Below are 24,173 nucleotides of genomic sequence, written 5' to 3'. Positions count from 1 at the left end.
CGGCCCGGCCCGTCTGGCAACCGTTCAGGTCAGCCCGGCAAAGACCTCCTCCAGCGCGGCTTCCAGCTTGGTGAACATCTCGGACATCTGGTCGTCGGTCAGGGTGAAGGCCGGGCACAGAACGATGGCCTGACCCAGCGGGCGGCAGATCAGCCCGTGATCGGTGCAGGTGTTGGCGATGCGTTCCGACACCGACAGGTGGCCGTCCCAGGGGGTCTTGGTCGCCTTGTCCTTCACCGCCTCCAGCGCGCCCATCAGGCCGACGCCACGGGCTTCGCCGATGTGGGGATGCTGCGCCAGGCGGGCCATCCCCGCCTGGAACGACGGCGTCAGGGTGCGGACCCGGTCCAGCAGATCGGTCTGGACAAGGTCGATCGCCGCAAGCGCGATGGCACAGCCGACAGGATGGCCCGAGGCGGTGAAGCCGTGGGGGAATTCCTCGATGGCGTTGGTCGCCCGCTGCAGCCGGTCGGCCAGATCCGGGCCCAGGATCACGGCGCCCATGGGGAAATACCCGGCCGTCAGCGCCTTGGACGAAATGACCGCGTCGGGCACGAAGTCATAGGTCTGACAGCCCCAAAGCGCGCCGGTCCGCCCGAAGCCGGTGATCACCTCGTCCGCGATGATCGGGATGCCGTGGCGGCGCAGGATCGGCAGGATGGCGTCGAAATAGCCCGCACTGGGGGGGATCACGCCGCCTGCACCCTGCACCGGTTCGGCAAAGAACCCGGCGATGGTGTCGGCCCCTTCGCGGGCGATCACCTCTTCCAACTCGGCGGCGAGGCGGGCGGTGAACTGGGTCTCGGTCTCGTCCGCGCGGCCCTCGCGCCAATAGTGCGGGCAGGTCAGGTGGATGAACCCCGGCAGCGGCAGGCCGAAGACAGCGTTATATGGCTTGGCCGTCATCGAGGCGCTGACAGCCGTGACGCCGTGATAGGCATTGCCCCGGGTCAGGATCTTGCGCCGCTGCGGCTGGCCTTCGGATCCGGCCAGGAACCACAGCATCTTGACCATGGTATCGTTCGCCTCGGAGCCGGAGTTGGTGTAGAACACCTTGGCCCCGTCGAAAGGCGCGACCTCGGCCAGCTTTTCCGACAGCATCACGGTCTGGTCGGACATCCGCCCGAAGAACGCGTGATAGCCCGGAAAGCGCGCGTATTGGTCCTGCGCGGCCTGGCGCAGGGCAGGGTGGTCGAACCCCGCGATCATGTTCCAAAGCCCGGCATTGGCATCCAGATACCGCCGCCCTTCGGTGTCGATGACATAGGGACCTTCGCCACCGGTCAGCACGACGGTGCCGCGCGCCTCGATGGATGGCAGGTCGGTAAAGCCGAAGAAGCTGGCCGATTTGGCGCGGGCATCCCAGGAATTGAGGCGGTCGGTGGGGGACATTGGGCAGGGCTCCGAGAGGTTCGGAATAATCGCTACGCCTGTCTTTGAACGGCGTCCATCCGCGTCCTTCCTGCATCACCCCTGCGGCAAAATGGCAACGTCGACCTCTGCCTTCCTTTCAATGGCTTGGCCGCTCGGGCATCTTGCCCATCTGGGGAGACTTACGATGAGTTCGACTTTTTTCGGCGCGATTGCCGACGACTTTACCGGTGCCACCGATTTGGCGGCGATGCTGGCGCGTGCGGGTGTGCCCGTGACCCTGCGGATCGGCGTGCCGGATCGCACGGCCCCGGCGACCGCGTTCGAGGTGATCGCGCTCAAGATCCGCACAAACCCGGTCGAGGATGCCGTCGCCGAAGCGCGCGCCGCGCTGGCCTGGTTGCGCGCCAAGGGGGCGCAACGGCTGTTCTGGAAATACTGCTCCACCTTCGATTCGACGGCGCGAGGCAATATCGGACCCGTGGCCGAGGCGCTGATGTCCGATCTGCGGCTGGACCGCACGGTGCATTGCCCGGCCTTCCCCGAAAACGGGCGGCGGGTGTTCATGGGCAATCTGTTCGTCGGTGACCAACCGCTGAGCGAGAGCCCGATGAAGGACCATCCCCTGACGCCCATGCGCGATTCCAACCTGATGCGGCTGCTGCAACCGCAGGTACAGCGGCAGACCGGACTGGTGGCCTTTCCGACGGTGCGCGCCGGGTCGCAGGCGGTGCGCGACGCGGTCGCGGGCCTGCACGGCCACATCGTTCTGGACGCGGTCGAGGATACCGATCTGGCCGTCCTGGCCGAAGCATGCCACGAAATGCCGCTGATCTGCGGCGGCTCTGCCATCGCGCAACCCTTGCCCGCCCTGTGGCAAGCGGCCGGGACCCTGGCCGACACCGCGCAGGATCCGCTGCCCGCGCCCCGCGCCGGGCGTCTGGTTCTGGCGGGGTCCTGTTCGGCCATGACCCGCGCGCAGGTCGGGGCCTACCTGCGGCAGGCCGTGGGCTATCGTCTGGACCCGCTGGAACTGGCCCAGGGGAATGGGTCCGACGCGCGCAAATGGCTGGCGGCGCAGGATCCGAACGCCGACAAGATCATCTATGCCACCGCCGAGCCGAAGACCGTCGCCGCCGCGCAGGAAAAGCTGGGCGTGGCGCGTGCCGGTGCCCTGGTCGAGGATGCCTTGGCGCAATTGGCGCGGGACGCCGTGGCGCAGGGGATCGGACAGATTGTGGTTGCGGGCGGCGAGACGTCTGGCGCAGTGACCCGTGCGCTGGACGTCGACCAATTGCGCATCGGGCGGGAAATTGCGCCGGGCGTGCCCTGGTGCTTTGCCGGGGACGGGGTGGCCATCGCGCTCAAATCTGGCAATTTCGGCGACGAAGACTTTTTCGCAGAGGCCTTCGCAATGTTGGACACAGGGGGTTCCGTCGCCGCCGAGTGACGTTATCCTGCCCCTCGTGACACACCGTACACCCACCCGCCCATGACCGCGCACAGCTGTCCCAACTGCGGTGCCGCTTTGCCGCCGATGCTGGCCCATGCGCGGATGGTGAACTGCGCGTTCTGCGGCTCTTCCGTGGTGCTGGACGATGCAGGTCTGCGCCGTGCGGGCGAGGCGGGGGACATGCTGGACGCGCCCGAACTGATCGAGATCGGCGTGCCCGTCGAATTGGGTCAGGCGGGAACGTTCACGGCGACCGGCCACGTTCGATATGATTACGGGCGCGGATACTGGGACGAATACCACGGCACGCTGGATGACGGGGATCTGGTCTGGGTGTCCGTTGACGAAGGGGACGTCGTGCTGCAACGCCCCGTTGCCCCCCCGCCCGAAGCAGGCCGCGCCGCGTTTCGTCTGGGTGCCGAGGTCCGTCAGGGCGGCCAGGTGTTCCACTGCACCGAGGTCGACAACGCGACCGCCGCCGCCTTTCGCGGGCAATTGCCCGAAGAGATCGTGATCGGTGAGACGCATCTGTTCGCCAACTTTTCGGGCGTCGGCGCGGCGCTTTTGTCGGGCGAGATCTGGGACGGCGGCAGCGGCTGGTTCCTGGGGGCCTGGATCGATCCGTTTGACGTGCGGCGGCTGATGTGACCGGGGCCGTATCCGCGATCAACTGCACCAATTGCGGTGCCGGCCTGGAGGTTCTGGGCGGCGGGCGTGTCACCACGCAGGTCTGCGGCTATTGCGGTGCGCGGCTGGATGCCAACGACGCCTATCGGGTGCTGTCGGTCCATGCCGGAATGGTGCGGCCCGAGACGCCCTTTGCGCTGGGCATGACCGGTGAGGTGGACGGCGTCCCCTTTACGATCATCGGCATCCTGGAGCTGTTGGAGCGGTGGGAGGGCGAGGAATGGCGGTGGATCGACCACATGCTCTATTCCCCGACCCACGGTTATGCCTGGCTGACTCTGGAAGACGGGCACACCTTGCTGACGCGCAAGGTGCGCGATGTGCCCGGTGGCGTGTTCCTGACCGCGACCGCCGTCGAGCGGGCCGATGCGCGGCCCACGGTCGGGTGGCGGGGCAGCACCTATACCTATTACGCCACGTCCAATTGGCAGGTCGATTTTGTCGAAGGCGAATTCACCTGGCGCGCGGCCCGTGGTCAGCGCGGCACCACCGTTAGCCTGATGCCCAAGGGCGTTGCCAGCGACATGCTGGGCTATTCCGACAACGGCACCGAGCGCGAAATAGAGGTCACGCGATACTTCCCCGAGGCGGCCCAGGCCTTTGGCGTGGACGGCACCGTCAAACAGGGCGTGCATCCGTTGCAGCCCTACAAGGCGGCAGACGGCAAGGGATTCTACGTCACCTGGTTCGGTGCGCTGACGGCCGCCTCGGTGGCGCTGGCGCTGGCGGTTCTGGCCACCAACGGCGAACAGCGGCCCTTGTTCAACGGCGCGCCGACGGACCTGCCGGAGGTATTCGCCTTTGACGTCGCCAGCACGGCGCGGCCCGTCCGGGTCCAGATGCAGCAGCTGCTGCATCAGGCCTGGGCCGAGTACGACATCACCCTGACCGACCCGCGCGGCACTCTGCTGGCCGAAACGGGGCGGGGGATCAGCTATTACTACGGCGGCTCTGGCGACGATGCCTGGAGCGAGGGCAGCCGCTATTCCGACCTGACGTTCCAGCCGACCACGCCCGGCCCTTACCGGTTGGAGCTGTCCCTGGCCGAAGCCGGCGCGGGCGGCGGCGGGGCCGACATTCGCGTCACCGTGCAAGAGGGACGCGGCAGCCCATTCTGGGCCTGGATCGCGACGGGGCTGTTCGGCCTGGCCTTCCTGTGGACCCTGTCATCGGGGTGGCGCCACCGGGCCGCCCGCTGGAAGGATAGCGACTGGTCCGAGGAGGACGACTGATGCTGACGCGGGCAATCGTCATGGCGGTGTCGCTGGGGATTCTGGCAGGGGCTGGATATGCCTCCTGGTATGGGGTTGGCAGCGTCAGCGAGGATACGGGGCCGAATTCCGTGCGGACGGGATCGGTCTTTGTGGGCGGTGTCGGCCGGCCACGGGTGAAATGAACCGGGCCGCGCGCCCGACGGAAGCAACATCAGGGGACCAGACATGGCCGCATTCGAGACCATCATATTTGCCGAACTCGTCGGCACGATCTTCTACACCTTCGTGGGCCTGTGCCTGATGCTGGCCTGCTGGTGGCTGGTGGAATTGGTCACGCCTTTTTCGCTGCGCAAAGAGCTGGAAGAGGACCAGAACACGGCCATCGCGATTGTCATGGGGTCGATGTTTCTGGCCTTGGCGATCATCATCGCCGCCGTGATCCAGACCTGATGCGGGATCGTTCGGGGGGCGGGCTGGGGCTCTGCCCCAGACCCCGAGGTATGTCCGGCCAGAGGAAGACACAGGCCGGTGGCTGACAGGCAGCGCGGGGCCGAGGTGTGGCTGCTGTCGACCACTTTGGTCGTGGCGGTCGCGGGTCTGATCTATGAGCTGATCGCGGCGACGGTGTCGAGCTATCTGCTGGGCGATTCCGTACGGCAGTTCAGCTTTGTCATCGGCGTGTTCCTGTCGGCCATGGGGGTCGGGGCCTGGGTGTCGCGCTATGTCGGCGATGCCGTCACGGGTTTTGTTAGGGCCCAGATCGGGCTGGGCCTGGTCGGCGGCTGCGCGGCGCTTGTGACGTTCTTTGCCTATGCGGCCGTGGGGGCGGTGGCGGTGCCGCTTTATGGATGCCTGATCGCCGTGGGCGTGTTGTCGGGGATGGAGATCCCGCTGCTGGCCCGCATCCTGAAGGAGATCGGGGCCGGGGCCTTTCGGTTCGAGAACGTGTTGTCGGTGGACTATCTCGGCGCGCTTGTCGCGTCGCTGACCTTTCCCGTTCTGATCGTGCCGCATCTGTCGCTGGTGGCCGCCGGACTGGCCTTTGGGTTGCTGAACCTGGCGGTGGCGGGGGGGACGCTGTGGCTGTTCCGGGACCGGCTGGGCGGCGGGGTGCGCGCGGCCTGGGCGCTGTCGGTCGGGGCGGTTGCTGCGGCGTTGATCTGGTCGGCGCCGCTGAGCGCGGCGCTGGATGCGCGGCTTTACGAGGATGAAATCGTGCTGAACGAGCGGACCGCCTATCAGCAGGTAGTCGTGACGCGGTTCCAGGGGCGCGTGCGCCTGTTTCTGGACGGTGCGGTGCAGTTCGATACCGGGGATGAGCATCGGTATCACGAACCGCTGGTGCACCCCGCCATGGCGCAGGCTCCGCGCCGCGCCCGTGTCCTGGTCATGGGCGGCGGCGACGGGATGGCGGTGCGCGAGGTGTTGCGTTGGACCGGCGTCGAGGCGGTGACGCTGGTGGATCTGGATCCGGCGGTGACGGCGCTGTTTCGGGATCGCGATGATCTGGCGGCGCTGAATGGTTTTGCCCTGCGCGATCCACGGGTGGAGGTGGTGAACGCCGATGCCTTTGTCTGGGTGCGCGCCGCAGAGGAGACCTATGACGTCGCCATTTTGGATCTGCCCGACCCGAAGAACCTGTCGCTTTCCCGGCTTTACACGGCGGAGTTCTATCGCCTGCTGGCGCGACGGTTGTCGGCGCAGGGGATCGTGGTGACACAGGCCGGGTCGCCGTTTTTCGCGCGGGAGGCGTTCTGGATCGTCGCGGAAACGCTTGGGCAGGAATGGTCAGTCACGCCTTACCAAAACTACGTGCCGAGCTTTGGGTTGTGGGGGTTCGTCATGGGCCGGCCTGCGGGGCTGGTGCCACGCATGGCAGAGCTGCCTGCGGGACTGCGCCATATGACGCCTGCCGTCTGGGATGCGGCGCAGGTGTTCGATGGGGATACGGGGCCGGTTGCGGCACCGGTCAACACGCTGACCACGCACCCCCTGCCACGCGCCTATCAGGCGGGATGGGATGCCTGGTTCCGGTGAACCCTAGCCGCGCGCGATGATCTGCCGGCTGGTCCGGGCGGGCGTCAGCAGGGCATCCAACCGGTCTGCGGCTGCCTCCACATCGGCCCGTCCACACATGAACAGGTCCAGCGCGGCATAGTCCCGTTCCGGCCACGTGTGGACGGTGATGTGGCTTTCGGCCAGCAGCAGGACGCCGGTGACGCCGCCGCCGTGGAAGGGGTGGAAATGCCCCGACAGAACGGTCGCCCCCGCGGCACGGGCGGCCGCGTGCAAGGCGTCTGTCACGGCCCCGGCCTCGGTCACGCCGCCCCAGTGTTCAAGGATAAGGTGCTGGCCGATCATCGGTCGATCGGGATGGTGACGGGGCCGTCGTTGACCAGATGCACCTGCATGTCCGCCCCGAACTGCCCGGTTTCCACCGTGACACCCTGATCGCGCAGGCAGGCGGTGAAATGCTCATAGAGGCGCGCGCCCACATCCGGCGCCGCAGCGTCGGAGAAACCGGGGCGGTTGCCACGCGAGGTGTCGGCGGCCAGCGTGAACTGACTGACGACCAGCGCGGCACCCCCCGTATCCAGCAGGGAACGATTCATGCGCCCGGCCTCGTCCCGAAAGATGCGCAACCGGGCGATGCGGCTGGCCAGCGCTTCGGCATTCTGGTCCGTGTCGCCCTGCATCGCGCAAACCAGGATCAGGACACCGGGGCCGCAGCGGCCCACGGTGGTGCCTTCGATGTCGACACGCGCCTCGGTGACGCGTTGGACGATGGATTTCATCTCAGGCGAGCTCGTGTGCCCAGGGTGGGTTGGCCCCGGCGCGCGATACGGTGACGGCGGCGGCCTGCGCGCCAAGCGTCAGGGCCGCGCGCAGGGTATCGTCGTCGGGGCACTGCTTGGACAGGGCTCCGGCCCGGTGCAGACCCGCCAGGAACCCGGCGTTAAAGGTGTCGCCCGCGCCCACGGTATCCACGACATCGACCTTGACTGCGGGCACCGATACGCGACCCTGCGCAGTGATGGCGGTCACGCCCTTGGCCCCTTCGGTAAAGCAGAGCACCTTGACGCCGCGCGCCAGGATATCCTCGGCAGTCATGCCCAGCCAGGCCAGATCCTCGTCCGACAGCTTGACCACGTCAGCCACGGCCAGCAGGCGATCCAGGCGGGCGCGGAAGGTGGCTTCGTCGCGAATGAAACCGGGGCGAATGTTGGGGTCGATCATGATCGGCAGATGGGCATTGGCCAGGGCCAGCCCCTCATAGGTGCGCGCGCAGGGTTCGACCGCCAGCGAGATGCCGCCCAGAAACAGCGCCTCGACCCCGGTCATGTCGGGCGTATCCTCGGGCGCGATCAGGCGGCCTGCGGTGTTCTCATCGTAGAAGGCGTATTCGGCGTGGCCATCGGTCAGCGTCACGAACGCCAGCGTCGTGGGCCGATCCGAGACGGCGGCGCGGTTGGCGACCTTCGAGGCGGCCAGACCCTCGGCCAGACGCTTGCCGAACAGATCGTCGGACAGACCGGTGAACAGGCCCACAGGCGCGCCCAGACGGCCCAATGCGATGGCGGTGTTGAAGACGGCCCCGCCGGTCGCCGGATAGAACCCCGGTCCGTCGGCGGTGTCGCGCGGCAACATGTCGATCAGGGCTTCGCCCGCACAGAGTATCATCGCGTCCTCCTGGAAAACCGGTCCCGTGCTAGCGCGCGCGCGGGCAGGGGGCTACCCCGAAAGATCTTGCCCGGTTGCGGAACCCTGTCAAACTGATGCGCAAGCGTCGATCTGAATGCCCCATCGGGAGGACCGTGATGACCAGCCTCAGACGCGCGCCCGCGCGCGACTATGTGAACGAGACGTTTGACAGCACCCGGTGGCAGGCCTTTGCGCCACGGAACGGGGATATCCTGGTCAACACCCCACCCAAGGCGGGCACGACCTGGACCCAGAACATCCTGGCCCTGCTGCTTACGGGCGACCCGGACGTGGCCCCGGGTCTGTCCATGCAATCGCCCTGGATCGACATCGTCTTTCGCCCCCTGGACGAGGTCATGGCACGGATCGAGGCGCAGCGGCATCGGCGGCACGTCAAATCGCACACGCCCTTTGACGGGCTGCCGATCTGGTCGGGCATGCGCTATCTCGCCGTCTATCGGCATCCGCTGGACATTCATTTTTCCTTCCGCAGGCACAATGCCAACATGGCCGCCGACATCCCGGAAAAACGGCTTTGCCCCGAAGACGGCGAGGCGGCGTTCCGGCTGTTCGTGGCGGGTGATCACGAATATGCGGCAAGCCTTCTGTCGATCGCCCAGCACTACATCAGCGCGCGGGCGCTGGACGGCGATCCGTCGATCTTGCGGCTGCATTACGCCGACATGACACGCGACCTGCCCGGGGCCATGGCGCGGATCGCCGCGCATATCGGCGTCACGCATTCCCCCGACGTCATGGAGCGCCTGGTGGCAGCCGCGACCTTCGACAACATGAAGGCCAACGCGAACCGGTTCAGCCCCTCTGCCGGGCAGGGCTTCTGGAAGAGCGATGCCGGGTTCTTCGACAGCGCCACCTCCAACAAGTGGGAGGGGCGACTGACCGAGGCGCAGATCGCGACCTATCAGGCGCGGCTGGCCGACCTTGTGCCCGACCCGGACATGCGCGCCTGGCTGGAATGGGGCGACCGCCCCTGAAGACACACCGTCAGTTGTCGAGCCAACTGGCCCCCCCGCCGCCCGAGGGCGCGAAGGCCCCGAGGTCTCCGCCCTCCGCCCCGGAATAGAGAAACGCCGCGATGGCGGCCACGATCAGGACCGAAATCACGGCCAGCGTAATCTTGATGGCGGAGTAAGGGCGTTCGCCCTGCACCCGGCCCGATTGCCCGTTGACCACGAAGCGATAGGGCTTGCCGCGATACTTGTAGGCCGCCACCCAGACCGGCAGCAGCACGTGTTTGAAGGTCACGTCAGACAGCTGCGTCTGCAACCTGTCAATCCGCTGCTGATCCCCGCCGATGTCCATCCGCACGTCGCGGGCGATCACGGCGTCCATGCGGGCCTTTGCCTCCTCCAGCCCGGCGCGGAGGTCGACGGAATAGGCCTCCGCCCGGAACCCGGCCAGGTATTGCGGCGCATAGGGTGCCAACCCGGCCAGGTCCCAAGGTTGCAGCGCGTCCGTGTGGCGTTTCGGCAGCGAGGTGGAGGCGAGCACGAGAACATCGTCAAAGAACCGCCGCACCCGGCCCCGGCGCGGGGTCCAGCGGATCTTGGGCACCTGCACCTTGGTGGGCTTGCCGTCGCGCATCACCGTCTGGGTGACGTAATAGGTGTCGCCGCGTTGGCCGCTGTAGGCGGTGTCGGTCTGGGCGTCGATGGTCCAGAACGGGACGTAGACACCCGACATCTTGCGCCCCTTGCGGGCGTATTGCTGCAACCCGTTGGGCGCAAACCAGAGCCCCCCTAGCCAGTCGTTCATCGCGTCGTGGGCCTGCGCTTCCTGCAACAGAAAGGGGGCTACGGCGGCGGGTTTGATATGGCGGTTGGTGCCGGTGTCGGTGACCACGGGGGTGGCACAGAACGGGCATTCGGCGGCGTGGATCGCGGGGTCGAATTCCACCTGTGCGCCGCAGTTGGGGCAGGACAGGACGCGGGTTTCCTCGACATCCGCGTCGCGGGCGGCGGTGTCGAGGCCGCGGCGGATATCGATTTCCTGGATCGCGGCGGGCGCACGCGAGGGCAGGGCGTCGATATTGCCGCAGTGGTCGCAGATCATCCGATCCCCGCCCGGATCAAAGCGCATGTCACCCCCGCAATTGTCGCAGGGGAAACGATGCTCCTCGGTCTTGGGGATCGGGGGCGGGCGGTTTCGGCCGGAGACGCTGGGAACTTTCATAGGAACCTGTGCAGGGCCTTCGGTGCCATGATCCGAAGAGCGTTGTCGTTCAGGCGAACGTGCCGCCAAGTGTGATAGAGCGCGTGGAACGCCACGATGCCCGCAAGGACATAGAACTCCACCGTGTGCAGGCGACCCGCCCAGTCGTTCGCATCGGGCAGGCCGAGCGGCGGGGCGATGGGCAGGATGGTGCCCGCAAACAGGACACGGCTGGCGGTAAGGCCAAGCAGAAAACCCGAAAAGGCCACGCCGAACAGCCCCCAGATGATTGTCAGGTGCAGCGGGCGGTGAATGCGCCGCGCCACCCCCCGGAGTTTCGGCCCGGGACGCGAGGCCAGGCCGCGCCAGATCAGATCAGCGGTCCAGATCAGGGCGAGGGTCACGAAGATCAGCCCGAAGACGGAATGCAGCTTGACCGCCCAGCTGCCGATGCGCGCCACGTCCGACGGGGTGACGACCAGGAACCACACGAAAAACGGGACCACGGTCCAGTGAAGAAGCTTGAGCCAGCTGCGGCGGTTGGGGAGGGGCATCGAAGGCTCCGGTCCGGGTGGGGGCATTTGAGCCTGTGGGGCGATGGGTTGCAAGGCGGTGATCCCCGGCAGCCGGGGCGCGAGGGGACCTGTCCCCTCGCACTCCCCTGCCAAGGGGGCTGCCTGCCCCCTTGGGATCCCCCGGGAGTATTTCTGCCGAGAAGAAACCCCAGGGCTCAGAGAACGGAGTGGACGGCACGGGGCAAGATATTGCGCAGCGCGCCGTCGCCGAGGACCGTGTGCCGCCAAAGGTGAAAGATGCCGTGCAGCAGGCCAAGCATGAAGGTCACCAGCAGGAGTGGTCGCGCGAAAGGGAGACCGGTCAGATACGCGAGCGTCGCCGCGGTCAGCAAGGTCAGCAGCGCGATGTGGCCATAGCGGTGCAGCGGGCGGAGCGCACCCGTCAGCGACGGGCCGGGACGGGTCAGCCCGCCGGCCGCCAGCGCCAGAAGCAAGATGAGGGTGCAAAGCGCCAACGCGCCGGTCCAGCCGGGGCTGGGCCGGGCCAATGTGCCAACAATCACGATCGGCACGGCCCAGTGGGCCGCCATCACGACCGGCCGCAGCCGGACGCGCAGGCGGGCCCGCCGCGACAAGTCAGATCCCCGGCGGGGGCGGCGGCGGCATCACGGTGAACAGCTGGGCCAGCTCTGCCACGTCCTCGGCCTTTTTCCAGCCGTCCTGACCTTGGGTCCAGACATAGGTTTCGCGCGTGACCTCCCTGTCGGTGACCATGCGGCCCAGGCGCGCCTTGGAGAAGGGACCCTTGGTCACGCCGTCTTCGGCGATGTGCCAGACGTGTTCGACCGGCGGCGGCGGTGGCGGGGCCGGTGCGGCGGCGGCGGGTTGCGCGCCCCAGGGGCCGGCCTGCATCATGTTGCCCATGGCCATGCCCATGCCGGCCCCCAAACCCATGCCCATGCCGCCGCCGGGTTGTTCGGCGGCGGCCTGCATCGCCTCGGCGGTCGCGAATTGCTGATACTTGCCCAGATCGCCGATCACCCCCATCGAGGTGCGCTTGTCCAAGGCCGCCTCGACGGCGGGCGGCAGGGAGATATTCTCGATATAGAGTTCCGGCACCGTCAGCCCGTAGTCGGCGATGGTGGCCGAGATCTGTTCGGCCACGATCTTGCCCAAGTCATCGGTATTGGCCGCCATGTCGAGCACGGGAATGCGCGACGCGGCGAGCGCGCGGGACGCGGCCTGCACGATCATGTTGCGGATCTGATACTGAATCTCGTCGCGGGTGAATTCACCGTCGGTGCCCACGATTTCGGTCATGAACCGCGCTGGATCGCCGACCTTGATCGAATAGGTGCCGAAGGCGCGCAGGCGAACGGGCCCGAATTCCGGATCGCGCAGGGTGATCGGGTTCTTGGTGCCCCATTTCAGGTCCGTCATCCGCGTGGTCGAGACGAAATAGATCTCGGACTTGAAGGGCGATTTGAAGCCGTGGTCCCAATGCTGGAGCGTCGTCATGATCGGCATGTTGTTGGTCTCCAGCATGTAGAGACCGGGCAGGAAGACGTCGGCCAGCTGGCCTTCGTGGATGAAGACGGCGGCCTGCCCTTCGCGGACCGTCAGCTTGGCGCCGTATTTGATTTCGTGGCCATGGCGTTCAAAGCGGTAGACCATCGTGTCGCGGGTGTCGTCGGTCCATTCGATGACGTCGATGAACTGACCCGAGAGGAAGTCGAAGATGGGCATGGGACGCTCCTTTACGTGCGGCCACCGGCGAGTTCGCCGGCAATCTGTCGGATGATGGGGCGGGCCTCGTCGGCGGTTTGACCCACCGAAAGCCGTCGATCGTAGAGCATGCGCAACAGCAGCTCGTCGTGGCGCGTGAGCAGGGCGAATTCCTCGTCGTCGTTGAAGATCGAGGGCCGCGCCTCGGGGCTGTCGTTGGCCAGGCCCAGGCCCTGCGCGATTTCTTCGTGATAGCAGGCCAGGCGCATCAGATCGGGATGTTCCGTCCGGATCAGCGCGATGGCCGAGACATAGCGGTTCGGCGCCGCCGAGGACGACGAAGCGAAGACCGCGCAATAGGTGCTGCGGTCAAGCTGGGTCAGCTCGCGCACGGTTGATTTGCCGAGAGCCGGTTCGGCTGCCTGGATCGCGGGGGCGAGGGCGCGTTGTTCATCAAGGTTCACGACAAACACGTGGTAGTTGCCCCCCGACGTGACAAGGCCGATGGGGTGGTTTGTCAGACGACGCAGGCGGGCGACATAGGCGTGAATGCGGTTCGTGTCCTCGCGGCGCATCTTGTCGGAAACGGAGGCACCGAAGTGGAGCTGAATCCTCACCGGATCTTCCCAACGGCGCAGCTGGGCGCGGGATTGTTGGGGGATGTAGCGGCCGTTGATCTGAACGTATTCGGAAAACAATGCGATCCGTTCGAAGTTGCGCGCCAGTTCGCGCGCCCCGAAGGCGGTATCCGGACCGCCCCCATCCCGCCGCAACAGGCCCTGGGCCAGCAACCTTTGTTCCAGGCGCCGGTACAGCAAAGCCAGCGACGCGCTCTCTCTGGAGGGGGCGGCCGCCGGCGGTCTTGCTGGGGCCGGGCGCGCCTGCGGCACCGGGGATTGCGCGACCGGGGGCGGCACGGTCTGGCAGGCGGCCAGCAGGACGGACATGCAGCCCGCCGTCAGAAAGCTGAGCAGACGCATCAGGTGTTGGGAACCGAAGTGCCCGCAGTATCGCCCGTGCCATCGCGGCGCGCACTGGCCGAGGCCAGCGTCGTGCGCAGCTCCTTCTCCATGCGCTCCAGCTCTTCTTCGGCGGCGGCGCGCCGGGCCTTGCCCTCGTCGGCGATTTGCAGGCTTTCGTTGATCGTGGCGACCAGGTCCTCGTTGGCCTGGCGGACGGCCTCGATGTCGAAGACGCCACGCTCCATCTCCGTGCGGACCACGGTATTGGCTTCGCGTAGGTTCTTGGCGTTGGCGGTCAGCAACTCGTTGGTCAGGTCGTTGGCATCGCGCACCGCTTCGGCGGCTTCACGGGACCGCTGGATCGTCACGGCCTGCGCAAGCTGCGTTTCCCAAAGCGGCACGGTATTGACGAGGGTGGAATTGATCTTGGTGACGAGGCTCTTGTCGTTTTCCTGCACCAGCCGGATCGACGGCAGGCTTTGCATCGTGACCTGGCGCGTCAGTTTCAGGTCGTGGACGCGGCGTTCCAGATCGTCGCGGGCGGCACGCAGATCGCGGAGTTCCTGGCTGCCGATCATCTTGTCGTCTTCGGGCAGGGCCTCGACCGCCGCTTCCTTGGCGGGGATCGTCGTCGCGTCCAGCTCGGCCAGCTTGGCCTCGCCCGCGGAAATATAGAGCCCCAGCTGCTCATAGAAATCGAGCGTCTTCTCATAGAGCTTGTCGAGCGATTTGATGTCCTTGAGCAGCACATGCTCATGCTTGAGCAGGTCGTCGGTCACCTTGTCGATCTGGCCCTGCACGTCCTCGAACTTGGCCACGAATTTGGAAAACGGTGCGGCGCGGCCCAGCAGTTTTTCCCACAGCGACCGTTTGCGGCGCACGTCCAGTTCATTGACCGAAAAGCCGCGGATAGTGGACACGATCGACCGCAGGCTGTCGCCCGCCGGGCCCACGTCCTTGTTCTTGACGTCCGCCAGCATCGCCTGGCTGATCTGTTGCAGCTCGGCCTGGGCGGCAGAGCCGAATTCGATGATCGACTGGGTGTCGGTCATGTCCAGCTCGTCCATGCGGCGGCGAATGTCGGCGGCGACCGGCGCAGGTGCCGTTTCCAGCGGCACGATCTCGCGCCCCGGCTCGGGCAGGGTCACGGCGGCGACCTGATCGACTTCGGCGGCGATGGCGGCGGCGTCGGAACGCGTCTTGGTGTCCATTGATTACTCCCCAGTGGGCAGGCCGTCTCGTTTCAGACGGTCCCGCAGAACTTCGATTTCGACGTCCAGATCGGTGCGGTCCGTAATCAGGAGCGTCTCTCGCTTTGCGTCCATACCCTTTTCGAGGTCGTCGAGAAGGGCAAAGTACTCGGTCTTCACGACCGGATCCCTGGTCGCGGCATAGAGGTCGGCAAATTTGGCCGTCGCGTCGCGGGCGCCCATCAAATAGACGCCCAGAAACTTGCGCGCCGCCGACAGGTCGCGGGGGTCGTCTTCGACCGCGCGGAACATCTCTCGGGCGCGGGCGACGACCCGGGCGACCCGGCTTTCGGCCTCGCGGTCGCGGGCGCGCAGAACGGCGTCCTGCATCGCGGCCAGGTGCTTTTCCGCCTCTTCGATGGACCGGGCGACCCGGTCGGTCTGGAAGGTGTCGACCCCCTCCATCCCCTTGTCGGTCATCGGGTCCAGGCCAAAGGCGGTCAGATGCAGACCCGCCGCGACGATGCCATAGACGATCCCGGCAAACAGGCCGGAAAAGCCCGTCATCGCGGCCAGGGTCACCCCCGCGCCGGTCAGCACGGCCCCCAGGATCTTGCGCGGGACGGCGGGGCGGCGGGCGATCTTGCGGGCGGTCCAGGCGGCCTCTGCCTTCAGACCCTCGCGGGTGACCAGCGCGCCGCCAAACAGCACCGCCGCCGCCAGGATATTGATCGCCAGCGACGTCGCCCCGTCCTGAAAGAAGGCGGTCACGACCGGCAGGGCCGACAGACCCATCAGGATCGAGGTCCGTGCCCGGCCGGCCAGCGGCGGCGTCAGCGCCGTGGCTGGCGCTGCTGCGGGCCGTTTGTTTCCGTCAGGGCTGAACTCGCCGCCGAATCGCTGTGCCATCGCTCAGAGAACTCCGCCATCGAGAACGCCCAGACCCGCCAGGGCGACCAGAACGGCCAGCGCGGCGAAAGCGGTTTTCTGCATGCCCGTCGGCTTCATGACGGTTCCCCTCTATCTGTTGCGGCACCCTAGCAGATGGGGGGCGCGAGGCCAGTCTGCAAACCCCTGTCACCGCTGACACCTTCGCGAGGGGCAGGGATACAAGCATCGGGCCAAGGTCCGAGTTCCCCCGGATCACCCCTTTTGCCCGAACAACTTGGCCTGCGCGTCCTTGCTGGGCGATTCGCCACGTTTCTCGGCATGAAGGGCGCGTCCCGCCTGCACGGCCGGGCGCGCACCGACGTCGTCCAGCCATCGCGCCAGGTTCGGTTTGTCTTCCAGCGTCTGCTGCTGCCCTTCCCAAAGCGAGGCCCACCCCCAGCACGCCATGTCCGCGATGGAATAGAAATCGCCTGCCAGATAGCGGTGCCTGGCCAGTTGCGTGTCCATCACGCGATACAACCGCCCCGTCTCGTTGCGGTAGCGGTCCTTGGCATAGGGCAGATCGTTGGGCGGCTCCATCTTGGGGGCGTATTTCAGGAAATGATGCGCCTGTCCGGCCATCGGTCCCAGCCCGCCCATCTGCCACATCAACCATTGATCCACCGCAATGCGGTCGCGTTCGGTCGGGCCGCCGAACTGCCCGGTCTTGCGCGCGAGGTATTGCAGGATCGCCCCGGATTCAAAGATCGAGATCGGTTTGCCATCCGGTCCCTCCGGGTCGGTGATCGCGGGCATCCGGTTGTTGGGGGAAATGGCCAGAAACTCCGGCTTGAACTGATCGCCCGCGCCAATGTCGATCAGGTGCGTGCGATAGGGCAGGCCGAATTCCTCCAGCGCGATGCTGGCCTTCCAGCCGTTCGGCGTCGGCCAGAAGTAGAGGTCGATGGGATCCTGCATGGCGTGGCTCCGATGGCGTGCGTGTCCGGCGCTACCCTTCTGTGGGCAGGGCCGGATTGCAAGGGCACCGATCCCATGGGCCCGGGTGGTGCCCTGGCCGGTGCCACGACGCCGGGCAGGGGCGCGGCGGTCACGCCTTGCGGGGCGCCGGGGTCCGGGTTCGCCCCACGTTTCTTTTCCAGTCAGGCAGCTTGACGCAGCGCGCGCCGGGGTCTAACCCCGGCCAAGAGGGGATTTGTACCGGATTGCGGCCCTCTGATCGGCTCTGCCGCTAAAAAATAAACCGCTAAAGAGGCTCGGGGATGTGTGATCCCCTCCGGCTTTCCGACAGGTGCGTTTTGATTTGGCCCGAAGGAGGCCCACCATGAAGGACACACGTTCCAAATCCCGCTCCCCCCGGACGCTCGCCGTGCATGCCGGTACTCGCCGCTCGCAATATGGTGAAGTCAGCGAGGCGATGTTTCTGACCCAGGGCTTCGTCTACGACACCGCCGAGGCCGCCGAGGCGCGCTTCCTCGAAAGCACCCGCGAAGAATTCATCTACGCCCGTTACGGCAACCCGACGGTTGCCATGTTCGAGGATCGCATCGCCGCGTTGGAAGGGACCGAGGATGCCTTTGCCACCGCCTCGGGCATGGCCGCCGTCAACGGCGCGCTGGTCTCGATGTTGAAGGCAGGCGACCATGTGGTTGCGGGCCGCGCGCTGTTCGGGTCGTGTTTGTACATCCTCGACGAGGTTCTGCCGCGCTACGGGGTAGAGGTCACGCTGGTCGATGGCACCGATCTGGATGCCTGGAAGGCCGCGATCCGCGCCGATACCAAGGCCGTCTTTTTCGAAAGCGTGTCGAACCCCACGCTGGAGGTGATCGACATCGCGGCCGTGGCCAAACTGGCCCATGCGGTCGGTGCCACAGTGATCTGCGACAACGTCTTTGCCACGCCCACGTTTTCGCGCGCCGTGGAATTGGGGGTCGACGTCGTTGTCTATTCGACCACCAAGCACGTCGACGGGCAGGGGCGCTGTCTGGGCGGCGTGATCTGTGGCACCAAGGATTTCGTCCGCAAGGTGGCCGAACCCTATCTCAAGCATACCGGCGGCTCCATGAGCCCGTTCAACGCCTGGGTCATGCTCAAGGGGTTGGAGACGATGGACCTGCGCGTCCGTGCCCAGGCCGACACCGCTGAACGGCTGGCCCACGCATTGGCGGGTCACGGCAAGCTGGCCCGTGTCATTCATCCGCATCTCGACAGCCACCCGCAGGCCGCGCTGGCCCGGTCCCAGATGGCCAAGGGCGGCACTGTCGTCGCGCTGGATCTGGCGGGCGGCAAGGACGCCGCGTTCCGGTTCCTGAACGCGCTGGAGATCGTCATCATCTCCAACAACCTGGGCGACGCCAAATCCATCGCCACCCATCCGGCAACCACGACGCATCAGCGTCTGCCCGATGACCAGAAGGTCGCGCTGGGCATTACCCCCGGATTGATCCGCCTGTCCCTGGGGTTGGAGGACACCGACGATCTGATCGCGGACGTTCTGGACGCGCTGGACGCAGCCTGATGGCTGGTCCCGCCCCACGGCGGGAGGTGCGGCGCGCGACCCCCGCCGATCTGCCCGCCATCACGGGGGTGTTCTGGCGCGGCGTTCATGAGGGGGCCACGCCCCGCTATGACGCAGCCCAACGCCACGCTTGGCTGCCCGAGCGTCCGACGCCCGCGGCCTTTGCCGACAGGCTGGGTGACCAGGCCGTCTGGGTCGCGCAGGAAGGCGAGATCGTCACCGGTTTCGTCACCTTGCGCGGCGATGGCTATCTGGATTTCGCCTACGTCCTGCCCGAAGTGCGCGGCACGGGAACCGCTGATGCCCTTCTGGCGGTTCTAGAAAACCACGCACGGGTGCGCGGGCTGACCCGTCTGACCGTGCGGGCCAGCGACATGGCGCGCCCGTTTCTGGCGCGTCATGGCTGGACCGATGCCGCCCCGGCCCCGCAGGTGCGCAACGGCGTGACGATCCCCGCGACCGATATGGCACGGGCGCTCTGACGGATGCCGGTGTCGCCGATTGGCGGCGCCGGTGTCGTTTTGGCGCAGGCATCTGCCGGTTCGGGTCTGGGAAAGCTGTCGCGGCGGTCTATCTAGCCTTTGCGAGAGCGATCGGGCCTTGAGAAGATGGCCCGGAAGGCACAGATATGGCCGATCGCGTGAACCGAAGGGAGGGACGACATGAACGTCCACACACCGGATATTGACCGCTCGCCCACCGAGGCGGAGGCCCGGCAAGCCGCCGACATCCTGCGCCGCTATGCCAGCAGCGGGCAGCCCGCGCTGGCCGAAGCCTATCCCGATCTGTCCACCGTCTATCCCAGCTTTGCCAGCAGCGAAGCCTATCGCGAAACGCTGCCCGATCTGCAGAACGGTCCCGCCAGCCTGATCAAGGGGGCCGACCGCCCGATCCAGCATGTCGGTATCTCCAACTTCCGCCTGCCCATGCAGGTCGAGACGCGAGGCGCGCCGCATCTGGCCGAGGTGTCGGTGACCGGCACGGTCAGCCTGGCCGCCGGGGCCAAGGGCATCAACATGTCGCGTATCATGCGGTCGTTCTATGTGCATGCGGAACGGGCGGTCGGCTTCGATGTGGTCGAGGCCGCGCTGGACGACTACCTGCGCGATCTGGGGGCGTTTGATGCGCGGTTGCTGCTGCGGTTTTCCCTGCCGTTGCAGGTCCAAAGCCTCCGCTCTGGCCTGAAGGGATGGCAGTATTACGATGTCGCGATGGAGGTGGTGCAAACAGGCGAAAGCCGCCGTCGCATCCTGCATCTCGACTACGTCTATTCTTCGACCTGCCCCTGCTCGCTGGAGCTGTCGGAACATGCCCGCCGCACGCGCGGCCAACTGGCCACGCCGCATTCGCAGCGTTCCGTTGCACGGCTGTCGGTCGAGGTGACGGGCACGGTTACGGTCGAGGATCTGGTGGAGATCTGTCGCGCCCAGGTGCCGACCGAGACGCAGGTGATGGTCAAGCGCGAAGATGAACAGGCCTTTGCCGAGTTGAACGCCGCCAACCCGATTTTTGTCGAAGACGCCGCGCGCCTGTTTGCCGAGGGCCTGTCGGGCTGCGCGGGCGTGCGCGACTATCGCGTGGTCGCCAGTCATCAGGAAAGCCTGCACAGCCATGACGCGGTATCGGTTCTGACGCAGGGGGCGCTTTTTGACGCCGACACGCTGGAGCCTCGGCTATTCGGGACCTTGATCCACGCAGGGTAACCCCCCCCGGCAGCGTCCGCGATCCGGGTGCCATCCAAAAACAAGACATCCGAAAGAGGCTTGGCTGCGCCTTGAGCCTTCGGTCACACGCGTGGGACTGTGATGGTCCACACGAACTAACGCATGATCCCTCTTGATAATGAATATTCATTATCATAAATGCCCGATATCAACCGAGGGCAATCAATGGCGAGACTTGGCAAGGAAGAGACCAGGAGAAAGCTTCGGAACGCACTTGTCGCCGAAGTGGTCGAAAATGGCATCTCGTCGGTGAACATCGCGCGCATCGTCGCGCGGGCCAAAGTGTCCGCTGGCACGGTCTATGTCCACTTCGAGAACAAGGACGACATGCTCCGGCAGGTCTACATGGAGCTCAAGGCAGATCTTCATGCCTGCATCACCCAAGCCCGCGCGCAGATCGACAGCGCGCAGCTGGTGCGGGGGATGTGGTTCGGGATGTTCCACTTCGTGCGCGGCCGGCCGCATGACTTCCTGTTTCTCGACTACGCCACGGCCGCAAAGATCCTGCTGCCCGAACAGCAGGCGATCGCCGATGACTACGGCGAAGAGATCGCGGCGCTTCTCAGGCGTGGGGTGGATGACGGCACGCTGGCCGATCTTGATACCGGCCTTCTGACGCTTTTGCTGGTGGCCCCGGCCATGCAGCTCGCCCGCAGCGCGGTGCTCTCCGGGCAACCAATTCCGGAAACCTTGATCGAGCAGGCCTTTGACCGGGTCTGGCTCTCTATTGCAAACCACTGATCGAAAGCATCACACCATGTCAAAAATCGTACTCGTCACCGGCACCTCCAGCGGACTAGGCGTTGCCATTGCGGTCCAGGCGGCTCTGGCCGGACACGTCGTCTACGCCACCATGCGCAACATGGACAAACGCGGCACCCTGGACGCCGCGGCACAGGCCGCGGGCGTGTCGCTCCGTGTTCTCCCCCTCGACGTGCAGGACACGGCCTCGGTCGACGCGGCGGTCGCGACTGTCATCGCGGAACGGGGCCGCATCGACGTTCTCGTTAACAACGCCGGCATGGGCTATGCCCGCAGCCTGGAGCAGGCCGAGGAGGCCGACATCCAAAGGATCCTCGACATCAACTATATGGGCGTCGCCCGATGCACCAAGGCCATCATGCCGCACATGCGCAAGGCGCGAGGCGGTCATGTCATCAACATCAGCTCCGTCGGCGGCCTGGTGGGGCAGCCCTTCAACGAGGTGTACTGCGGCGCAAAGTTCGCGGTCGAAGGCCTGACAGAATCCATGGCCAGCTACATCACCCCCGCCTTCGGCATCCATTTCACCGCCGTAGAGCCGGGGGGCATCGCCTCTGAATTCGCCAATACGGTGCTGGAACAGATCAGCCAGACCGGCGGCATGCTCGCAGACGAATACCTTCCGATCCTTCAGAAATACGTCGCGGGCGCGCAGGATCGCCAGGATTCCGGTGCCTATCAGACCGCGGATGATGTCGCGGCTGTCGTCATGCAGGTCATGGCCGTCGAGGCACCACCCGTCCGCACCCGCACCTCCGATTGGTCCGAGACTTTCTGCAAGCTGAAGACCGACCTGGACCCGGATGGACGCAAGCAGCAGGCGCTGGTCACCGAACAGATCCTGGGATGAACCGAAGCGGGCGCGGCCTGTTCTGACGGACCTTGCCCGCGCTGAGCAAGGCCGTCGGTCTGGATGGGTGTTTGCCCGCCGCCGCCCTGTGTTCCGGGCGGCGTGCAGGGACGCCCGCCTGCGCCGTTCCCTCCGGCCGCCAAATGGCACGGGCCTGTCACGGAAGGGGGAAACACCGCCTGACGCCACCGGTCGCGGTGATTGCCGATGTGGGGCGGTTCTCTCGTCCCGCGATCATCGACAGCGCAGGGCAGGCGTCTTTCCGCGTGGCTTGCCTGCGCTCCGATCGGGGCGAACGTACCACCTTTGGCCAAGGGTCAAGATCCTTGGCCGAGCCTGACCCGAACCTGCGAACCTATCCGCCCGGGATGTCGAACGGCGTGGCACCGCAAGGGGGGCACCGCAGAAGGCGCAGATGAACGGTGGCCCTTGCTTGACGCCTGCGGTCAGGCTGTCATGATCGTCGCACGGGGCTGCGCACGCCCCGCAGGCACCCCGGTGTCACAGGTCTTTGACCCAAGTCGCGCATCCTGAAACCCGCTTCCCTGGGAGGATGCCTCTTGGCTGACCTGTTCATTGACCCTCTGCCGCTGTCCCGGCACCTGCATGACCGCACCGCGCCGTTGATCCTGGATCTGCGCGACACGCAGGACGCGGTCGCCGACCCTCGCCTGATACCCGGGGCTCGCCCCGCCACGCTGACGGAGGTGGCGACCATGGCCCTGCCGGATGGGCCCGTCATTTGTAGCTGTCAGAAAGGCGGCAAGCTCAGCCAGTTGGCCGCCGGATTGCTCCAGGATCGGGGTCGGGATGCCCGGCCGCTGCGGGGTGGGCACCTGGCTTGGGTGGCGCAGGATCTGCCGCTCTGCGCTGCCACGCCGTGGCCTAAGCAATGGGTTATGCCGCTGGACCCGGATTGGGGCACGCTCTGCGCGGCCTGGGTTTTGCTGCGACTTGTGAACCGGCAGGCCACGCTCGTGCCCGTCGAACGCGCCTGGATATCGCAAGCCGCCGCGATCTGGCCCGCGCATCTGGTGCCTGCCGACCCGCAGGCACTGGCTGACCGGGCGGGTCTGCGGCATCCTGTTCTGGCCCGTCTGTCGGGTGGGCCCGAGCGTTTGTTGCGGGGGCGTCTGTCGCGGGTGGGCCGGCCCGTTCTGGCGTTGGACCTGGTGGACGATTGGCTGGCGGTGCCAGAGGTGGCGGCATGACGCCGTCCTGGTCCGAGATGACGCGCGCCTTCGGCAAGATCGGCGTGCTCAGCTTTGGCGGTCCGGCGGCGCAGATCGCCCTGATGCACACCGAACTGGTAGAGCGTCGCAAATGGCTGGACGAGGACGGATTTCTGCGCGGCCTGGGGTTTTGCACCCTGCTGCCGGGACCAGAGGCGATGCAGCTGGCAACCTATGCCGGTTGGCGGTTGCGGGGCACGGCGGGGGGGCTGTTGGCCGGGCTTTTGTTCGTGGTGCCGGGGGCCGTGGTGATGATGGCGCTGGCCGCGCTTTACCTGTCATACGGTCGGCTGCCGGTGGTCGAGGCGGCGTTTCTGGGGGTCAAGGCGGCGGCGCTGGCCATCGTGGCGGGGGCCTTGTGGAAGCTGCGGGCAAAGGCCCTGCGCGGCCCCTTGTCGATGGCGGTCGCGGCGGGCGCGTTTGCGGCGCTGTTCCTGCTGAACCTGCCCTTTTGGTTGGTGCTGGGGATCGCGATCATCGTGGGCTTGATGCAGCCCCACAGCGCCAATTCTCCCCCCGTTTCGCCTCCGCAAGACGCCCGGACCCTGCGCACCATCGCGATCTGGCTTGCGATCTGGTGGCTGCCATTGCTGGCGCTGCTGGTCCTTGCACCGCACAGCGTTCCCGCGCAGGCGGGTCTGTTCTTCAGCTGGTTGGCCACGGTCAGCTTTGGGGGAGCCTACGCCGTTCTTGCCGCGTTGGCGCAAAACGCGGTGGAGGTGCAGGGCTGGCTGAGCGCGGAGCAGATGATTGACGGACTGGGCCTGGCCGAAACGACGCCGGGGCCGCTGATCCTGGTGACGGTCTTTACCGGCTGGCTGGGCGGGGCACAGGGCGGGGTGGCGCTGGCGACAGCGCTTGTGACGCTATGGGCGACCTTCGCGCCGTGCTTTCTGTGGATCTTTGCCGGGGCCCCACATCTGGAACGTCTGACCGCCGCGCCGCGCCTGCGTGGGGCGCTGGACATGGTGTCGGCGGCAGTGGCCGGGGTGATCGCGAACCTGTCACTGTGGTTTGCGATCCATGTGCTGTTTCGCCAGGTGGCAGACGGCGGCTTTGGCCCGCCGGTGCCAATCTGGTCCAGCCTCGACCCCGGCGCGCTGGCGTTGGCGGGGTTCGCCTTTGGCTGGCTTCTGATCCTGAAACGAAACCTGCTGGAGACACTGATCCTGTCGGCCGTGCTGGGGGCCGGAATGCATCTGATCTAG

The 24,173-nt window shown here is 66.4% G+C and carries 26 protein-coding genes; 14 read left to right on the top strand and 12 right to left on the bottom strand.

Features of this window, described 5'->3' with window-relative positions; all coding sequences use genetic code 11:
* Positions 1-24: 24 nt before the first annotated feature.
* On the bottom strand, positions 25-1,392 hold the full coding sequence (locus tag K3551_RS15580) for an aminotransferase (RefSeq protein WP_259915380.1): 1,368 nt from the start codon (positions 1,390-1,392) through the stop codon (positions 25-27).
* Positions 1,393-1,558: 166 nt separating this feature from the next.
* Here K3551_RS15580 and otnK point away from each other — a divergent pair, with 166 nt between their 5' ends.
* From otnK to K3551_RS15550, 6 genes are all read left to right on the top strand, one after another.
* Positions 1,559-2,821: a 3-oxo-tetronate kinase gene (otnK, locus tag K3551_RS15575; RefSeq protein ID WP_259915379.1), complete on the top strand. Its 1,263-nt coding sequence runs from the start codon at positions 1,559-1,561 to the stop codon at positions 2,819-2,821.
* 42 nt (positions 2,822-2,863) lie between these two features.
* Positions 2,864-3,472 (top strand): DUF4178 domain-containing protein, encoded by a 609-nt coding sequence (locus tag K3551_RS15570; RefSeq protein ID WP_259915378.1) that lies wholly within the window; start codon positions 2,864-2,866, stop codon positions 3,470-3,472.
* Positions 3,469-4,743 (top strand): DUF4178 domain-containing protein, encoded by a 1,275-nt coding sequence (locus tag K3551_RS15565; RefSeq protein ID WP_259915376.1) that lies wholly within the window; start codon positions 3,469-3,471, stop codon positions 4,741-4,743. The genes K3551_RS15570 and K3551_RS15565 overlap by 4 nt, the downstream gene beginning before the upstream one ends.
* Complete coding sequence (locus K3551_RS15560; RefSeq protein ID WP_259915375.1) at positions 4,743-4,907, top strand: hypothetical protein; 165 nt, start codon at positions 4,743-4,745, stop codon at positions 4,905-4,907. The genes K3551_RS15565 and K3551_RS15560 overlap by 1 nt, the downstream gene beginning before the upstream one ends.
* Positions 4,908-4,950: 43 nt before the next feature.
* A complete protein-coding gene (locus tag K3551_RS15555) occupies positions 4,951-5,175 on the top strand; it encodes a DUF350 domain-containing protein (protein ID WP_259915373.1) in 225 nt (74 codons plus the stop codon).
* 78 nt (positions 5,176-5,253) lie between these two features.
* Positions 5,254-6,762: a polyamine aminopropyltransferase gene (locus K3551_RS15550; RefSeq protein ID WP_259915372.1), complete on the top strand. Its 1,509-nt coding sequence runs from the start codon at positions 5,254-5,256 to the stop codon at positions 6,760-6,762.
* Positions 6,763-6,765: 3 nt separating this feature from the next.
* On the opposite strand, the gene speD is transcribed toward K3551_RS15550, so the two are convergent.
* Genes speD through K3551_RS15535 form a run of 3 tightly spaced genes read right to left on the bottom strand, consistent with a single transcriptional unit; the run spans position 6,766 to position 8,406 of the window.
* Positions 6,766-7,086, bottom strand: a complete 321-nt coding sequence (gene speD / locus K3551_RS15545) for an adenosylmethionine decarboxylase (protein ID WP_259915370.1) — start codon at positions 7,084-7,086, stop codon at positions 6,766-6,768.
* On the bottom strand, positions 7,083-7,520 hold the full coding sequence (gene dtd / locus K3551_RS15540) for a D-aminoacyl-tRNA deacylase (RefSeq protein WP_259915368.1): 438 nt from the start codon (positions 7,518-7,520) through the stop codon (positions 7,083-7,085). Before dtd ends, speD begins: the two co-directional genes overlap by 4 nt.
* A 1-nt stretch (position 7,521) precedes the next feature.
* Entirely contained in the window at positions 7,522-8,406 is an 885-nt protein-coding gene (locus tag K3551_RS15535; protein ID WP_259915367.1) for a carbohydrate kinase, read from the bottom strand.
* A 137-nt stretch (positions 8,407-8,543) separates the two neighbouring features.
* Here K3551_RS15535 and K3551_RS15530 point away from each other — a divergent pair, with 137 nt between their 5' ends.
* Positions 8,544-9,422, top strand: a complete 879-nt coding sequence (locus tag K3551_RS15530) for a sulfotransferase domain-containing protein (protein ID WP_259915365.1) — start codon at positions 8,544-8,546, stop codon at positions 9,420-9,422.
* A 10-nt stretch (positions 9,423-9,432) separates the two neighbouring features.
* Here K3551_RS15530 and K3551_RS15525 read toward each other — a convergent pair whose 3' ends face one another.
* The 8 genes from K3551_RS15525 to K3551_RS15490 form a co-directional block, all read right to left on the bottom strand.
* Complete coding sequence (locus K3551_RS15525; protein ID WP_409197382.1) at positions 9,433-10,527, bottom strand: primosomal protein N' (replication factor Y) - superfamily II helicase; 1,095 nt, start codon at positions 10,525-10,527, stop codon at positions 9,433-9,435.
* 89 nt (positions 10,528-10,616) lie between these two features.
* Positions 10,617-11,153, bottom strand: a complete 537-nt coding sequence (locus K3551_RS15520; RefSeq protein WP_259915363.1) for a cytochrome b/b6 domain-containing protein — start codon at positions 11,151-11,153, stop codon at positions 10,617-10,619.
* Between the two features lie 176 nt (positions 11,154-11,329).
* Positions 11,330-11,749, bottom strand: a complete 420-nt coding sequence (locus tag K3551_RS15515; RefSeq protein ID WP_259915362.1) for a hypothetical protein — start codon at positions 11,747-11,749, stop codon at positions 11,330-11,332.
* A gap of 1 nt (position 11,750) precedes the next feature.
* A complete protein-coding gene (locus K3551_RS15510) occupies positions 11,751-12,860 on the bottom strand; it encodes an SPFH domain-containing protein (RefSeq protein ID WP_259915360.1) in 1,110 nt (369 codons plus the stop codon).
* An 11-nt stretch (positions 12,861-12,871) separates the two neighbouring features.
* Positions 12,872-13,819 (bottom strand): DUF2927 domain-containing protein, encoded by a 948-nt coding sequence (locus K3551_RS15505; RefSeq protein ID WP_259915358.1) that lies wholly within the window; start codon positions 13,817-13,819, stop codon positions 12,872-12,874.
* A complete protein-coding gene (locus K3551_RS15500; protein WP_259915357.1) occupies positions 13,819-15,012 on the bottom strand; it encodes a toxic anion resistance protein in 1,194 nt (397 codons plus the stop codon). The genes K3551_RS15505 and K3551_RS15500 overlap by 1 nt, the downstream gene beginning before the upstream one ends.
* A gap of 3 nt (positions 15,013-15,015) precedes the next feature.
* Positions 15,016-15,900: a 5-bromo-4-chloroindolyl phosphate hydrolysis family protein gene (locus tag K3551_RS15495; protein WP_259915356.1), complete on the bottom strand. Its 885-nt coding sequence runs from the start codon at positions 15,898-15,900 to the stop codon at positions 15,016-15,018.
* Between the two features lie 234 nt (positions 15,901-16,134).
* Positions 16,135-16,839: a glutathione S-transferase N-terminal domain-containing protein gene (locus tag K3551_RS15490; RefSeq protein ID WP_259915355.1), complete on the bottom strand. Its 705-nt coding sequence runs from the start codon at positions 16,837-16,839 to the stop codon at positions 16,135-16,137.
* A gap of 364 nt (positions 16,840-17,203) precedes the next feature.
* On the opposite strand from K3551_RS15490, the gene metZ reads away from it, so the two are divergent.
* The 7 genes from metZ to chrA all read left to right on the top strand — a co-directional run bounded on the left by metZ (position 17,204) and on the right by chrA (position 24,173).
* Entirely contained in the window at positions 17,204-18,397 is a 1,194-nt protein-coding gene (gene metZ / locus K3551_RS15485; RefSeq protein ID WP_259915354.1) for an O-succinylhomoserine sulfhydrylase, read from the top strand.
* Positions 18,397-18,879 (top strand): GNAT family N-acetyltransferase, encoded by a 483-nt coding sequence (locus tag K3551_RS15480; RefSeq protein ID WP_259915345.1) that lies wholly within the window; start codon positions 18,397-18,399, stop codon positions 18,877-18,879. The genes metZ and K3551_RS15480 overlap by 1 nt, the downstream gene beginning before the upstream one ends.
* A 180-nt stretch (positions 18,880-19,059) precedes the next feature.
* The gene (folE2, locus tag K3551_RS15475) at positions 19,060-20,100 is read left to right on the top strand and encodes a GTP cyclohydrolase FolE2 (RefSeq protein ID WP_259915343.1); all 1,041 of its coding nucleotides are present in this window, start codon (positions 19,060-19,062) and stop codon (positions 20,098-20,100) included.
* A gap of 159 nt (positions 20,101-20,259) precedes the next feature.
* The gene (locus K3551_RS15470; RefSeq protein WP_259915342.1) at positions 20,260-20,862 is read left to right on the top strand and encodes a TetR/AcrR family transcriptional regulator; all 603 of its coding nucleotides are present in this window, start codon (positions 20,260-20,262) and stop codon (positions 20,860-20,862) included.
* A 16-nt stretch (positions 20,863-20,878) separates the two neighbouring features.
* Complete coding sequence (locus K3551_RS15465) at positions 20,879-21,733, top strand: SDR family oxidoreductase (RefSeq protein WP_259915341.1); 855 nt, start codon at positions 20,879-20,881, stop codon at positions 21,731-21,733.
* A gap of 560 nt (positions 21,734-22,293) precedes the next feature.
* Positions 22,294-22,944, top strand: a complete 651-nt coding sequence (locus K3551_RS15460; RefSeq protein ID WP_259915339.1) for a hypothetical protein — start codon at positions 22,294-22,296, stop codon at positions 22,942-22,944.
* Positions 22,941-24,173 (top strand): chromate efflux transporter, encoded by a 1,233-nt coding sequence (gene chrA, locus K3551_RS15455; protein ID WP_259915338.1) that lies wholly within the window; start codon positions 22,941-22,943, stop codon positions 24,171-24,173. The genes K3551_RS15460 and chrA overlap by 4 nt, the downstream gene beginning before the upstream one ends.

This window comes from Jannaschia sp. M317 (genome assembly GCF_025141175.1).
Lineage (GTDB): Bacteria > Pseudomonadota > Alphaproteobacteria > Rhodobacterales > Rhodobacteraceae > Jannaschia.
Note: the sequence above shows the minus strand (reverse complement) of the source record. Positions and strands in the feature narration are given on the sequence as shown.

Excerpts from the sequence above, each read along its gene's own strand:
- K3551_RS15580 (WP_259915380.1), bottom strand. The coding sequence starts at position 1,392 with ATGTCCCCCACCGACCGCCTCAATTCCTGGGATGCCCGCGCCAAATCG.
- otnK (WP_259915379.1), top strand. The coding sequence starts at position 1,559 with ATGAGTTCGACTTTTTTCGGCGCGATTGCCGACGACTTTACCGGTGCC.
- K3551_RS15570 (WP_259915378.1), top strand. The coding sequence starts at position 2,864 with ATGACCGCGCACAGCTGTCCCAACTGCGGTGCCGCTTTGCCGCCGATG.
- K3551_RS15560 (WP_259915375.1), top strand. The coding sequence starts at position 4,743 with ATGCTGACGCGGGCAATCGTCATGGCGGTGTCGCTGGGGATTCTGGCA.
- K3551_RS15555 (WP_259915373.1), top strand. The coding sequence starts at position 4,951 with ATGGCCGCATTCGAGACCATCATATTTGCCGAACTCGTCGGCACGATC.
- speD (WP_259915370.1), bottom strand. The coding sequence starts at position 7,086 with ATGATCGGCCAGCACCTTATCCTTGAACACTGGGGCGGCGTGACCGAG.
- dtd (WP_259915368.1), bottom strand. The coding sequence starts at position 7,520 with ATGAAATCCATCGTCCAACGCGTCACCGAGGCGCGTGTCGACATCGAA.
- K3551_RS15535 (WP_259915367.1), bottom strand. The coding sequence starts at position 8,406 with ATGATACTCTGTGCGGGCGAAGCCCTGATCGACATGTTGCCGCGCGAC.
- K3551_RS15530 (WP_259915365.1), top strand. The coding sequence starts at position 8,544 with ATGACCAGCCTCAGACGCGCGCCCGCGCGCGACTATGTGAACGAGACG.
- K3551_RS15525 (WP_409197382.1), bottom strand. The coding sequence starts at position 10,527 with ATGCGCTTTGATCCGGGCGGGGATCGGATGATCTGCGACCACTGCGGC.
- K3551_RS15520 (WP_259915363.1), bottom strand. The coding sequence starts at position 11,153 with ATGCCCCTCCCCAACCGCCGCAGCTGGCTCAAGCTTCTTCACTGGACC.
- K3551_RS15510 (WP_259915360.1), bottom strand. The coding sequence starts at position 12,860 with ATGCCCATCTTCGACTTCCTCTCGGGTCAGTTCATCGACGTCATCGAA.
- K3551_RS15505 (WP_259915358.1), bottom strand. The coding sequence starts at position 13,819 with ATGCGTCTGCTCAGCTTTCTGACGGCGGGCTGCATGTCCGTCCTGCTG.
- K3551_RS15500 (WP_259915357.1), bottom strand. The coding sequence starts at position 15,012 with ATGGACACCAAGACGCGTTCCGACGCCGCCGCCATCGCCGCCGAAGTC.
- K3551_RS15495 (WP_259915356.1), bottom strand. The coding sequence starts at position 15,900 with ATGGCACAGCGATTCGGCGGCGAGTTCAGCCCTGACGGAAACAAACGG.
- K3551_RS15490 (WP_259915355.1), bottom strand. The coding sequence starts at position 16,839 with ATGCAGGATCCCATCGACCTCTACTTCTGGCCGACGCCGAACGGCTGG.
- metZ (WP_259915354.1), top strand. The coding sequence starts at position 17,204 with ATGAAGGACACACGTTCCAAATCCCGCTCCCCCCGGACGCTCGCCGTG.
- K3551_RS15480 (WP_259915345.1), top strand. The coding sequence starts at position 18,397 with ATGGCTGGTCCCGCCCCACGGCGGGAGGTGCGGCGCGCGACCCCCGCC.
- folE2 (WP_259915343.1), top strand. The coding sequence starts at position 19,060 with ATGAACGTCCACACACCGGATATTGACCGCTCGCCCACCGAGGCGGAG.
- K3551_RS15470 (WP_259915342.1), top strand. The coding sequence starts at position 20,260 with ATGCCCGATATCAACCGAGGGCAATCAATGGCGAGACTTGGCAAGGAA.
- K3551_RS15465 (WP_259915341.1), top strand. The coding sequence starts at position 20,879 with ATGTCAAAAATCGTACTCGTCACCGGCACCTCCAGCGGACTAGGCGTT.
- chrA (WP_259915338.1), top strand. The coding sequence starts at position 22,941 with ATGACGCCGTCCTGGTCCGAGATGACGCGCGCCTTCGGCAAGATCGGC.